Genomic DNA, 12,853 nt, shown 5'->3' on the forward strand with positions numbered 1-12,853 from the left:
CGGGCAGACGATTTTCAAATACCGCCACATCGCCAAGCCGTTTCCGTTAGCCGCAATTATGCCGACAACTTTATAACCTGACAAGCTATGAATGTTTTGTACGCATTCTTAATAACATTAGTCGTATATCCGACAATTGGGACACTTCTATTTGCTTTAGTTGAGAATTTGAAGACTTCAACGAAAATGAAAATCTCAATTATGACTTTTGGACACCCACTATTGACGGCAATTATCATATGGTTTGTCTGCTCGACTTTTAATAAAGAAATTGCGGAAACAGGAGTTTTGTTTGTTGCTGGCTCTTTGTTACGCATACCATTCTCAGACAGAAAATATCTTTCGGCTGTTGTAAAAGAATCAGGCGCTGTGACAATCGAGTACTTTTCCGAATTACTAAAACGCAAGACAATTAGTTTGACAACTTCAGATATTACTGGCTTTACTCAATCTTCAAGTCGAAAACTTATTGACAAACCATCTGAATTAACGGTAATTGTATCAAACGAAACGTTGAAGTTTAAAATCTTAGATAAGACTACAAAAGTTAGTTTATAATAAACTGCGGCTTACATTGCATTGGCAATATGGCGGGGCGACGAATATATTCCCAGCTTTTTGTTCTCTATTCAGCTGCAGTTCCAGCCGACGAATATCGCCCAGCGGCAGAATAAACAATGAACTTTTGTATCTTTAATCAGCATCGGCACCGGGCAGTCGGAACACAGAATGCCGCCACATCGCCAATGCTTTAACGTTGTGTGCAACCTTTATGACACTACCTACTGACATAAAAAATCGTTTGGACAAATTATTTCCTTTTGCTACTGACAGACAGGAGGTGCCGCGACTTTTAATTTCACTTTGGACAAAATCTTTAAATGTTGGTGAAGAGGAATTGGCAAGGAGCATCTTGGTTTTGTCAGACGGGAAAGTTTCAGAAGTTAAAAATATTTTCAGCTCAAACTTTATGGGTGACCCAAGGGATGTGATAATGAGTGCTGAAGCAAAAGCCGGCAATCCAGGACATTACTTTGTTGACCCATTTTTTGATACAGACATTATCGCTCCACCACAAGAACTTGACGGTGCAAAAGTTATCAAGTGGGCATGGTCTGGAAACAAACCTTTTGGTTATGTTGGCAATGAAGACGACACAGAAAGGGAAAGTATTTATGGACTTGCAATTTGTGCTTATGGCGACTATGCAGGCTTTTATCGCTTTAGTTGTGACAAAAATTGGGAGGTTATTCAGTACAGCTTCTATGAAACAATTGAACAAGCAATTAAACAGTTACCTGACCAATATAAAAATGTAGAAGCTAATTGGCAGACACAATAAGGTATGCACACAACAGGCGGTTTGGCAATATGGCGGGGCGACGAATATGTGCTCAACTTTTTGCTCGCTATTCGGCTTCAGCTCCAGCCGACGAATAACCCCGAGCAACAGAATAAGCAATGAACTTTTATTAATAAATTTAGCAGCAGTTACGGGCTGACTATTTTCAAATACCGCCACATCGTCAAGCCGGGACCGTTGTATGCCATTTGAGACGACCGAAACTACTGATACCAAATGAAAGACAAACTAAAAAAAGCTGTTGAAAATCAGGACGAGCAGGAACTTTTAAAATGTCTCGACTTTGGGAATTCAGGTAAGATAAACAGCGACTGTTATGACTCTATTGAAAAAGCCCTTATTGGTACATGGCACAGTCAACACGAAGATTTGGTAAATACAATTTATTTAGAGAATCTTATTGACGACCGATTTGTAGAACCGATACTAAATATTGCATTAAATAAACAACGTTTTAGAGCGTATGATGATGAACTGGAGGCGACACTGAGAAAATGTATACATGCTTTGAAAGCCATTAACTCAAAGAAATCCTATAGTGCGTTAGAGAAATTAAAAGATTTGAATAACGACAATGTAAAGATTGCACTTGAGATGTACCGTTAAAACGGCATACGACATTGGGTTTTATGCAAGTTGAGCCTGAACTTTTAACATCAGCTAAATGAAAATCCCAGCTTCAGTTCCAGCCGACGAAAATCTATCTGCTTATGTACTTAACTTCAGCAACATATTTTCAATCAGCAGCGGTTATGGGCAGACGGAATGCTAATTCCCAACCTGCATAAAGCCCTGTTCGTTGCCTGCAAAGGCTTGTGGAAACTTCCAAGTTGCGCATCTTTTTAGACGATAATTTAAAGTCAACAACACAACTTTAATTCAATGCTTTTAAAATCAAAACATCTTTTGTTTTTCACGATATTTTTTGCGTTTTCATTCAAAGGAAAATCGCAATGCCCAAAAAGTGACGCATGGGTTGGTGGAAGACTAAGTGGAGATTTCGTCAAAGTTGTATTTCAAAATCAAAACCATATTAATGCAGATAGGTTTTGTTCAGGTATTAAAAGAGAAACGAGAATTGACAGTTTTCAAGTCATGATTATACGTGACACGACATTAATTTTTAAATGTAAAAATATCAGTCAAGCATTTAATGCCGACTTTAAGAACTTCATTAAATCTGTTGAACTAAACGACAAAATACTCTTTTATAGCATTTGGGGGACTGATTACGACGGAGCAAAAGTTTATCTAAACCCTTTGGAATATCGGATTATGGAATAGCCCAGCAGGCAACAAAAGGTTTACCGCAAAGCTGGCAGACAGAATAACAATCGGCAGTTGCACTACTATCAGCTAATATCGGGCTTAACCGAATTCTATTTGGCCTTTAGTTGTTAACTTCAACATCAGTTTTTCAATCGGCTTCAGTTGCCGGGCTGACAATTATAAAATATCAGCCCATCGGCAAGCCTCGAACGTTGTACGCAATATGTTTAGACAGTCCTTCATATTGACATTGATATTTGCTTTCAGTTTTTATTTGACAAGTTGTAAAGACGAAAAGAAAGCTGTTGTAGATTCCATTATCAAACGTGGAGTTTATGAAGGTATGTATTTAGGATCGACAGACAGCATTTCGCCACAATGGAAAAATTATGAAGCTCTCACTAAAAAATTTTCAGAGAAAGAATTAATTGAGCTTTGTAATCATACTAATCCAATAGTTCGCTGCTATGCATTTAAAGCACTGACAGAAATACAAAGCCCAAAAGTCTATAATGTTTTGCTACAGCATCTGTCGGACACTGCTGAATTTAATCGTAACTATGGTTGCATAGGTGACTATGATAGAGTGACTGACAATTTTCTTGACGAAGTGGGCTATGACAAAAGAGATTCCACCAATTTTAGGTTGACTGAAGCACAATACAATCAAATTGATTCAATTTTACTTTATAGAGATGAAATTAAAAAAAGGTCGTGGTTAGGCTCTATTGAATTTCGTTCAAGAAGATATATGCTTCAACGAACAAAACCATTACCTCAACTATACGTCAGAATAAAAGAAATTGTAGAGGATGGTGTTTATGAAGCATTGCCCTTGCTTGCACAATACAAAAATCTGAGTGATACGATTATTTTTAAAAAACTATTACTTGACGATGAATTTAGTAATAGAGGTCGCACACTTAAAAACTATGTAAGAAATTCTGTGAGATATTTTCCAAGCCCAGCTTTTTATCCAATTTTAAAAGAACAATTATTAGCAGAAATTGGAACGAATGCAATCTCTGACAGATATGAATCATTTCCGCTTTACATTGCATTAGTACAATACCCAACTACAGACACAAAGATTTTATTTGAGACAGCATTAAAAAAGTCTGACGACGAGTTTGAGCAACGCTCTAAATTTATTAATGACGCTTTGAAAAAATATCCCTCAAAGATTTTTGAAGGGTTAATAAAAAATGAACAGACGGGTAATTGATAATACTGCGTACAACAACTATGGCTTCGTCGGGTGTAAAACACCAAAGATGAAGCCGATGTTGCACAGCCTGCCCCGCACCGCTGCGGGGAACCTTCGGTAGCCGGGCGAATAATTATGGGGATTGAATTGAGGTTAGGATGGCGTTAAGAGGTGTTAGGTTATAGATAGGACATGTGTAAAAAGCTACGAAAAATATTGTGGACTGTTTTTTAATTATTTTTCACAGGGTTTATTTTTTTCGTTTTTAAAGTGTCATAGCCGTGACAGGGTGCGGCGGCCGGTTAAAATGAATAGCGATATACGCCAGGCTGCGGTTGTAGTTTACCCGCAGGCTATTACTGCTTTTTTCTATTGTTGCCTTTTCAATAAATTTGGTGTATGCATCTGCAAAACCCGGTACGCCTTTCTTTGCCTGTGATACAACCGTGTTGTACTGTCTTTTGATAGAACTCATAATAAATGGTTTTGTTGAACCTATAAGCTCCGAATTTGGCATACGGCAGGAAAGGCTACCGAAGGTTTAGTTCAACATTGGGTTTTATGCAAGTTGGGGCAAGACATTAATACTTCGACTAAGTGCAAGCATCAGCAGTTGTTCCAGCGTGAAGAACAATACCGAGCAATTGAATAAACAATGAACATTAATTTATAAATTTAGCTGCAATTATGAGCAGGCCGAATGCTAATTCCCCACCTGCACAAAGCCCTGTTCGTTGGCTGTAATTTTTAATTTGGCACCTAAATTTTTAAAATACCAATTATGATTTTTAAATGGTCTTTGATTTTTCTTTTTGTTATTACTGCTTTATCCTGCAATAAAGAGTCAGCGAGTAAACGTGACAACTACATTGTTTCTGCAAGTAAAATGATTCGTTTGACAGGTAATCACTGGAGCAATGCAGAGCCACAGTTAAGTGATAAAGTTGGCTATCAGTACAACAAGGCTCCGGATGAACAAAGTAATATTATCAAAGCAGCATCTACTTTACCAGCCATTGATGACAGTAATAGAGCTGTGAATGGTACCGTTTTACTGAATATAGCACCAGACAACACAATAAATTATGCTGCTTTTGATGCTGACTCTTTAACCCAAACAATTGCTTATGCTATGATGTTAAATTACAATAATGAATCATTGCAAACATTAACTGGAATTTCTATTTCGATTGGAGAACTTGTTGAAAATGGAATGGGAGGAAACCCTTCCATGGATGTTGTACTTTCAAAATTAAATAGCGGGGAAGAAGCAGATCAGTTAGCAATAACACATAATGCAAAGCAGGGCAGCTTTACAATGGTTATTTTCAGGCAAAGTGACGGTAGTTATGAATTTAGTTATAGAGGCAGACCGTAAGTGAATTCAGTTTACTCGAAGTTATTTTTCAAAATTAGTCGGATTCTTTCGGCTTTGACAAACAACTCTGAATTGATAAAAACTACGCGCCAACAACTAAGGCTTCGTCGGGTGTAAAACACCAAAGATGAAGCCGATGTTGTACAGCCTGCCCCGCACCGCTGCGGGGTATTCTTCTGTAGCCGGGCGAATAATTGAGGGGATTGAATTGAGGTGAGGATGGTGTTGAGAGGTGCTAAGGTTACAGATAAGACATGTGTAAAAAAGCTCCGAAAATATTGTGGACTGTTTTTTCATTATTTTTTCACAGGGTTTATTTTTTTTCGTTTTTACAGTGTCATGTCCGTGACAAGATGCGGTGGCCGGTTAAAATGAATAGCGATATACGCCAGGCTGCGGCTGTAGTTTACCTGCAGGCTTTTACTGCTTTGTTCTATTGTTGCCTTTTCAATAAATTTGGCGTATGCATCTGCAAAACTCGGTACGCCTTTCTTTGCCTGTGATACAACTGTGTTGTACTGTCTTTTGATGGAACTCATAGCAATTGTTTTTTGTTGAACCTATAAGTTCCGAATTTGGGCATACGGCAGGAAAGGCTACCGAAGGTTTAGTTCAACAGTGGGTTTGCTGCTATGCTGGCGGACGAATAATTTCTCAGCTTTTGTTCTCTATTCAGCAGCGGTTACGGGCAGTCCTTCACCTAATAATATTTCTCGGTATATTTATAAATTAAACTTCTATTGGACTTCAGTAGTTGGGCAGACGTATTTCAAATCCCAGCACAGCAGCAAGCCCTAGACGTTGCCTGCCATTTGGCGGACACCTCACAATCAAAAAAATCAGTATGACTATAAAAGCATTATTCTTTTCCACCCTATTTCTTTTGACGACACAAGTTTTTGGACAAAAAATATCAGGACTTAAACTTGACAATAAACAGTCAATCTTGAACGACAAGGCTTTCTTTCAATTTCCGACTGACGCCAAAAATGTTGCACGACAAGCTGATATTATGTCGGCAGACCCAAACACTAATAAAGAAACAAGGATAATCCTTGATATTGACAAACAACGTTTGGTATTTTTTGCAAGAGAACTTTATGTTACAAGCAATGACAATCTTTTAGAGACAATTTCAAAAGACAATAGTGAAAACGCAAAAATCAAAGTTCTGACAAAACGAGACACTTTGTTATCAGTTCTTGTTACGCCAAAGAAATTTGACTCAACTGAAAACGCAATTTTAGTAAACAATTTGTATGTAAGAACACAAGACAAAACTGTTTTTGTTATTGGTGCATATATTAACCCAGACGCTTTTAAAAATAAAGAAGAATTTCAAAAACTATCTGAAAATGTATTTGCATCGCTTGCAAAAGGAAACAGAAAACTCAATTATAAAGCGAGAACAGAAATTTCACCAATATTTGACGGGAAGCAAAAATTTAGCATTGCACTTCCCGAAGGATATGTAATAACCAAAGACAAAAAGTATGATTTTGAAGTTTTGAAATTTCAAAAAGTCCGAGACATCACAGACACAAATTGGACAAGCTTTACGATTTACACAGGAAATCATCCTTCTTACTTTTATGGCGAATATGATTTTAGCGACAATGAGGCTGTAAAAACAAATTCCACTTTTCTGAATAAATCTGTGGAGTGGCTGAATTTCAAAAACGTTCAAAAACAGTTTTATTTAAAAGAGCAGAAAATCCCAAGCGACCAAATTGAAAAAGGTTTAATTGTTCATATTGCGATGTTAGGGAACAATCAAGAAGCTCTTAACGAATTGACTAAAATTATTGAAAACATTAAACTGACTGAATAAAAAACGGCAGGCAACATATAGGGCTTAAACGAAGCGAAACCCATCGGAGGTTCGGTTTAAGCCTAGGTTGACTAGCCTGCCCCGCAGGATTGCGGGGAAGCTTCGGTAGCCGTGCAAATTAGTTATGGATTTTGAATGAAGCGAATGCCTGCATTGTAAAGATGCTGACGGGCTTGCCGGGTTGTTGATGTGTGCTGCACCGGCGGGTGAGGGATTGAAGCGGATACCCCGGTGAGGCTTTGTGCGTTGGCTTTTGTGCCGGAGTATGAGCACAACCGAGGAAGAGCAACTAAATGTTGCTTTGACGAAGGTTGCGAACGTAGTTCTGCCCGGCCTCTTGCGTAGCTTGGGGACACCCCCAGAAAAATTTTATGCCGCTGCATGCGGCATTGCTCTATGGCATGCAATACAGACAGGTGCTGTTTAAGCGGATGATGTTGATGGATGAAAGATGCTTTGTACAAGCTTACCACTTTGGCGTATGCATCTGCAACAGAGGGGCTTTATGCTGGCTGAAGCATATATTAATCGTCCCTTTCGCTATTCAGCTTCAGTTCAGGCCGATCCTACACGGATGATCTTTTGAATATGTTCTCATCGTTTGTATCTTTATTCAGCTTCGGTTATGGGCTAAAGTTTTTCAAATATCGGCACAATGCAAAGCCGTGACCGTTAGTGGCAATATTTTCGGCTTGAACAATCTTCAATTATATAAAAAAAACTCCCATGCTTCTTAATTGCAGGAACGCCTTGAAACAATTCACTTCAGTATTCTTCTTACTGATCATCTTTAAATTAACATTGGCGCAGGATGGTACCATTTATCCATTACAAGCCCCTGCTGAACCCAACGCCATACCACTCGGCACCGGAGGCGTGGCAAACCAGCCAGCGCCGGAATCCTGGTTCCGTCAATGGGGTGACCCGATGGCACGGAACATTAGCACGGCAACCCTTACCCCGTTTCTTCCGAAGGCGGGTACGGCAAACGGCGCCGCCGTAATTGTAGCGCCTGGTGGCGGCTTTAGGTGGCTTTCGATGGGCAATGAAGGATGGGAAGTTGCTCAGGCGCTGGCAGACAAAGGAATTTCCGCCTTTGTTCTGAAGTACCGGCTTCACCCAACAGCACCGTCACTGGATAGTTTTAGTGCGTGGATGAGTCGTCCGCGTATGCCTGCTCCTGTAAATTCCGACACTTCAAAAACAGAGACGCCACCCAGTCGCCCACAGGTGGATTTGTCGAACCAGCTTGCAGACGCGGAGGCCGCGTATGCAATGATTGTGAAACATGCCAGGGAATGGGGTGTAGATACTAACAGAATAGGCATGATCGGGTTTTCGGCCGGTGCCGGGCTTACTATGCATTCAACGCTGCATTCGAAGAAAATGAAGCTGGCTTTTATAGGGCCAATTTATGGCGGAATGGGCCCGGTAGAGGTGCCGAAAAATGCTCCTCCTATGTTCAATGTCATAGCCACTGATGACTTTCTTTTCGGTGGAAAGTTTGGTGTAATTGAATCGTGGCACAAAGCGGGCATACCTGTGGAATTTCATCTTTATCAGAATGGCGGTCACGGATTCGGGCTTGGAAACCCCAACAGAACGAGCAATAAGTGGTTTGATGCGTTCATGCACTGGTTGGAGGTTAACGGATTCCTCAAACGAAAACCGGCTTAAGCAATTCCAGGGGTCAACTTCGTGATACTGCCGATAGCATTGCATTGGCAAGTTGGCGAAGCGACGAATAAATACTCAGCTTTTGCAGCGGCACCAGGCAGACCAGCACGGAATACCGCCACATCTCCAGAGCCTGAAGGTTGTGCCGCTCACATACAAATCACCTATCGAGACCTCTATTTCTAATATCAATTTAGGTGTAGCAGATGAAGCGACTTTATTATTTAGATAATCTGATGATATTCTTATCTATTCTGGTTGTACTTCACCATGTAAGTATAGGTTATGGCACAATGGGCGGCTGGTGCTATGTTACATCCGAAAAACTTACCGGCACAACTCAAATTTTCCTTTCGGCATTAACTGGAATTGAGGCATCATTTTCAATGAGCCTTTTCTTTTTCATTTCTGCCTATTTAACCATCCCCTCATTAGAGAAAAAAGGCGTAGCCAAATTTATTAAAGCAAGATTAATACGCCTGGTAATACCGTTGTTATTTGTAATGATTGTTCTTGCCCCAAGTATTTTATATTATATTGAAATTCATAACAGGACAACTCAATTATCATGGTTTAGCTATGTATTACAACAAAATGCCAAACCATACACCTCTCATGTGTGGTTTATTCTGGTGTTGATAACTTTTGAGTTGGTATATATTGGCTATTGGAAATTTATAAGGCCTCATTTTTCCATTTCAAAATCTCTTTCTGATAGTATCCCTACACATGTAAATATATTGACGATTATTGTTCTATGCAGTGGTCTTACAATCCTTGTACGACAGTTTTTTCCGCTTGGACAAAATTTTATCGGCATAGAGTTTTCCAATCTCACTCCTTACATTTTCACGTATGCAATCGGGCTATTGGTTTATCGAAAAGGTTGGCTTGATGAGCTTTCCAGAAAGTTGTCAATAATGTGGTTTCCTATCTCACTTATTGCAGCTACTTACTTTAGTGTGATTATTTATCTGCTTTCAAAGTATCCGTCTATAGTTAATAAATTTGTGGTGGGCATTACCTGGGAATCAGTTTCTCTTTCATTCGCCCAAGTTTTATTGTGTTTTGGTTTCTCTGGTTTTTTTCTTCATCTATTTGGGAAAAAATTCAACGCTACAAATTCTATTTTATCAATATTAAGAGAAAACAGATACGGGGTTTATATTTTCCATTCTGCCGTTGTAGTTGGTGTTACTATTATCCTGGAAACTTTAACGCTTAAACCAACTATTAAATATATTATAGCGTGTATTTTAAGTATTGTATTTTCCTATGTGCTTGTTGGTATAATTCGTAAAATTCCTTTGGTGCAGCGAACAATTTGACAACAAAAAGCGAAGTACGAAGGCACAACAACCAAGGCTTCGTCGGGTATGAAAAATCCAAATGATACCGATGTTGCACAGCCTGCCCCGCACCGCTACAGAGGAACCTTCTGAACAGACCCTCCGTTTTGATAGCCGCCTCCTTTACCAGCTTCGCTGTGTAAGAAAAATTATGGGCCCGGCAGGAGTTACTACTATGAGGCTTTTGTTGCGTCGCACTCTTGTACGTTCTTTCCGCTATGCAGCTTTTCCCACCATATAGCTTTTGTTTCTGCCGCCTTTGGCGCCAGAAACTTTTAGAACATAATGCCTATCCTCAAGTAACATGACATTTTTGGCGTACTGAAAATTACGGGAGATGTTTAGCTTGTATCCGCCCGGACAAAAACCTGTCAAACAGTCCAGCATGGCGGTTTAAATTTTCATGCACATATTTGGCTGCTGAATCTATTTATTTGCAATGCACTAACCATCGCTAAATGGTATCCCATCGGCGAACCCCGTCATTGTTGTTTGGAGTTGGCCGTATAGTTTTGTGGCAGCAGAAGGTGTAGCTGCTCTTTGGGAGTGCTGTTAATGTTTTCAAATACGTATGTCAGCCATTGCTCAGGGTTAATATTGTGCAGGCGGCAGGTGGCAAACAGGGAGTACAGCATGGCGGCATCCTGTGCCCGTTCGTGGCTGCCTGCAAATAAATAGTTCTTCCTGCCCAGGGCCACCGGGCGTATGCTGTTCTCTACAAGGTTATTGTCTATCTGCAATATGCCTTCGCTGGTATAAATGCATAGTTTATCCCACCGCTTTAGTGTATAACTAACCGCTTTGCCCAATGGACTGCCGGGCAAGGATTTTAGCAGTAACCCCTTCAGGGTTTCGTGCAACGCATTCAATACCGGTACGGCATGTTGCTGCCGGTGCTGTTTTATTTGCTCCGGGGTAAAGCTTTCATCCCTGCAATGGGCTTCTATCTGATAGAGTTGCTGTATCTGCGTTAATATTTTTTCGGCATTGGCATGGTCATAATCCTTTGCTTCGTAAAACTTGCGCCGGGCATGTGCCCAGCAGCATAATGTGGTAATGTTTGCTGCTTTGTCAAAGGTTTCATAGGCATCATACCCATCGCTTTGCAAATACCCTTTAAAACGGTGCAGCATGGCCTGCGGGTACAGTGCGCCACGGCCGGGCTGGTAATCAAACAACACCAGCTTTGTTGCCGTATCGTAATATACCCAGTAATAACCCTGGTGGGTAGTGCCTTGTTTATCTTTATCCAGGACTTTTATCGTTGTCTCATCCGCATTGAGGTAATTGCTTTGCAGCACCAGTCTACAGTGCAGGTTATGTAGCGGCACTATCGCTGACATGGCTTCTTTTATAAAACCCGATACAGTGCTGTAATGCATAGCTACCTGCTGGCGTTTAAATATCTCTAACTGGCGGTATATGGGCAGGTGGTCTACGAACTTGCTTACCAGCAGGTGGGTGAGCAGCGATGGGCCTGCTATTGACTTTGGCAAAGGCAGTGATGGCAGGGGCGCTATTACCCGCTTTGCCTGCAGGTTATCCCCGGATGATTTAATGTATTCAGGGCGTTCGTATCTTTTTACAAACAACTCGCCGGGCTGGTACTCCAGTACCTCTGTAATTTCTTTACCTACCGGTTTGAGGCCGGACACATCTTCCTGTGGTAACAGCTCAATGATTTCTCTGCGGAGGCTTTCCGGCAGGGGATTGCGGCCGGGGTGTTTTACAGTAAGTTTTGTTTGCTTCTTTTCAAACGGTTTTATCAAAGTAGTTTTAACGAAACTATGTTCACCTAACTTATCATTGGGAAACAAATCAGCCTGCACAGCATTGGCATCGTTACCCTGTGTTATAAACTTTTCCCCCTTGCTGCCGAAGAGCATTTTTTTAAGTTCCCTTATTTGCAACTGAAGGGATTGGATAAGTATTTGTTGTTCCTCAATGGATTTTTGCAAGGCCGTGATGAGCGGTTGTGATTGCTCGTAAAGCAGCTTGTAATCGGTATGGAGACTGATGTTTTCGATGCTGCATAAGGCGCAAATACGATGCCGCGATAACGCCTGTTAACAGCTGTGGATAATATCTTCAGCCGTTCAATACAAAGCGCTTGCGGTGCTGTATGCTTTTTAAAACAACGCCTTGTAAAATGTATTGCAGCTGTTGTGCGCTGATATTGCAATGGCCATCTTCATTCATCTTTGGCCGCTCGAAGCTGCCACGTTCCAGCCGCTTTTCGTACAGGGCAAAACCATCACTGTCCCATTGCAGCAGTTTTATTTTATTGCACCGCCTGCCCATGAAAATAAATACATCGCCGCTGAGCACATCCAGCTGCATTTGGTTACGCACCAGCCCGCTGAGGCTGTAGGCCCCTTTGCGCATATCGGCTATACTATTGTAATAAAAGTAACGGCTTGATGAACTTAAATGCAGCATGCCAACTCCTTTAAAACATCTATGCTTACGTTGCCTGCAAATGAAATACTGACGCCATTGGGAAAGTGGATGCTGGCTGTAGCGTTGTGTGTTGTATGATCGGGTATTTGTAGGAAGCCAGATGAAACATCTGCATCTTGCAGGCGCTTTTGCCAGTAATAAAACTTTGAGGGGGCTAACCCATGCTGATGGCAATAACCAATAACTGTATGACCGCTTGCTTTGCAGCTTTCTATGTGAAGGCGCATTACATCTGCCTGTTTACTGTCTTTATACTTCATGTGGCAAAGGTGAAGCCGGTTTGACGCAATTCAAATATGGGGTTGGCCGATAGGATACG

The 12,853-nt window shown here is 40.8% G+C and carries 14 protein-coding genes; 9 read left to right on the forward strand and 5 right to left on the reverse strand.

The window, feature by feature from the left end; all coding sequences use genetic code 11:
- Nucleotides 1–201 precede the first annotated feature (201 nt).
- The 5 genes from F0364_RS26165 to F0364_RS26185 all read left to right on the forward strand — a co-directional run bounded on the left by F0364_RS26165 (nucleotide 202) and on the right by F0364_RS26185 (nucleotide 3,857).
- Nucleotides 202–558: a hypothetical protein gene (locus F0364_RS26165; protein WP_153798838.1), complete on the forward strand. Its 357-nt coding sequence runs from the start codon at nucleotides 202–204 to the stop codon at nucleotides 556–558.
- A gap of 214 nt (nucleotides 559–772) precedes the next feature.
- Nucleotides 773–1,342, forward strand: a complete 570-nt coding sequence (locus tag F0364_RS29095; RefSeq protein ID WP_207632718.1) for a hypothetical protein — start codon at nucleotides 773–775, stop codon at nucleotides 1,340–1,342.
- Nucleotides 1,343–1,579: 237 nt separating this feature from the next.
- On the forward strand, nucleotides 1,580–1,969 hold the full coding sequence (locus tag F0364_RS26175; protein ID WP_153800781.1) for a hypothetical protein: 390 nt from the start codon (nucleotides 1,580–1,582) through the stop codon (nucleotides 1,967–1,969).
- 276 nt (nucleotides 1,970–2,245) lie between these two features.
- On the forward strand, nucleotides 2,246–2,647 hold the full coding sequence (locus F0364_RS26180; RefSeq protein WP_153800782.1) for a hypothetical protein: 402 nt from the start codon (nucleotides 2,246–2,248) through the stop codon (nucleotides 2,645–2,647).
- 229 nt (nucleotides 2,648–2,876) lie between these two features.
- Nucleotides 2,877–3,857: a HEAT repeat domain-containing protein gene (locus F0364_RS26185; RefSeq protein WP_153800783.1), complete on the forward strand. Its 981-nt coding sequence runs from the start codon at nucleotides 2,877–2,879 to the stop codon at nucleotides 3,855–3,857.
- Nucleotides 3,858–4,104: 247 nt separating this feature from the next.
- Here the strand turns inward: F0364_RS26185 and F0364_RS26190 are convergent, their stop codons facing one another.
- On the reverse strand, nucleotides 4,105–4,314 hold the full coding sequence (locus F0364_RS26190; protein WP_153800784.1) for a hypothetical protein: 210 nt from the start codon (nucleotides 4,312–4,314) through the stop codon (nucleotides 4,105–4,107).
- A gap of 306 nt (nucleotides 4,315–4,620) precedes the next feature.
- Between F0364_RS26190 and F0364_RS26195 the strand changes: the two genes are divergently transcribed.
- Nucleotides 4,621–5,217, forward strand: a complete 597-nt coding sequence (locus F0364_RS26195; RefSeq protein WP_153800785.1) for a hypothetical protein — start codon at nucleotides 4,621–4,623, stop codon at nucleotides 5,215–5,217.
- A gap of 329 nt (nucleotides 5,218–5,546) precedes the next feature.
- On the opposite strand, the gene F0364_RS26200 is transcribed toward F0364_RS26195, so the two are convergent.
- A complete protein-coding gene (locus F0364_RS26200) occupies nucleotides 5,547–5,756 on the reverse strand; it encodes a hypothetical protein (protein WP_153800786.1) in 210 nt (69 codons plus the stop codon).
- Nucleotides 5,757–6,061: 305 nt separating this feature from the next.
- Here F0364_RS26200 and F0364_RS26205 point away from each other — a divergent pair, with 305 nt between their 5' ends.
- From F0364_RS26205 to F0364_RS26215, 3 genes are all read left to right on the forward strand, one after another.
- Complete coding sequence (locus F0364_RS26205) at nucleotides 6,062–7,048, forward strand: hypothetical protein (protein ID WP_153800787.1); 987 nt, start codon at nucleotides 6,062–6,064, stop codon at nucleotides 7,046–7,048.
- A gap of 726 nt (nucleotides 7,049–7,774) precedes the next feature.
- The gene (locus tag F0364_RS26210; RefSeq protein WP_153800788.1) at nucleotides 7,775–8,725 is read left to right on the forward strand and encodes an alpha/beta hydrolase; all 951 of its coding nucleotides are present in this window, start codon (nucleotides 7,775–7,777) and stop codon (nucleotides 8,723–8,725) included.
- Between the two features lie 206 nt (nucleotides 8,726–8,931).
- Nucleotides 8,932–10,053, forward strand: a complete 1,122-nt coding sequence (locus F0364_RS26215; protein WP_153800789.1) for an acyltransferase family protein — start codon at nucleotides 8,932–8,934, stop codon at nucleotides 10,051–10,053.
- A gap of 503 nt (nucleotides 10,054–10,556) precedes the next feature.
- On the opposite strand, the gene tnpC is transcribed toward F0364_RS26215, so the two are convergent.
- The 3 genes from tnpC to tnpA all read right to left on the reverse strand — a co-directional run bounded on the left by tnpC (nucleotide 10,557) and on the right by tnpA (nucleotide 12,794).
- On the reverse strand, nucleotides 10,557–12,032 hold the full coding sequence (tnpC, locus tag F0364_RS26220) for an IS66 family transposase (RefSeq protein WP_153800790.1): 1,476 nt from the start codon (nucleotides 12,030–12,032) through the stop codon (nucleotides 10,557–10,559).
- Nucleotides 12,033–12,162: 130 nt separating this feature from the next.
- A complete protein-coding gene (tnpB, locus tag F0364_RS26225; protein WP_153800387.1) occupies nucleotides 12,163–12,513 on the reverse strand; it encodes an IS66 family insertion sequence element accessory protein TnpB in 351 nt (116 codons plus the stop codon).
- Nucleotides 12,501–12,794 (reverse strand): IS66 family insertion sequence element accessory protein TnpA, encoded by a 294-nt coding sequence (gene tnpA, locus F0364_RS26230; RefSeq protein WP_153800386.1) that lies wholly within the window; start codon nucleotides 12,792–12,794, stop codon nucleotides 12,501–12,503. The genes tnpB and tnpA overlap by 13 nt, the downstream gene beginning before the upstream one ends.
- Nucleotides 12,795–12,853: the final 59 nt, after the last annotated feature.

The sequence above is a fragment of the Foetidibacter luteolus genome (assembly GCF_009650435.1).
In the GTDB taxonomy this organism is placed as follows: Bacteria; Bacteroidota; Bacteroidia; order Chitinophagales; family Chitinophagaceae; genus Foetidibacter; species Foetidibacter luteolus.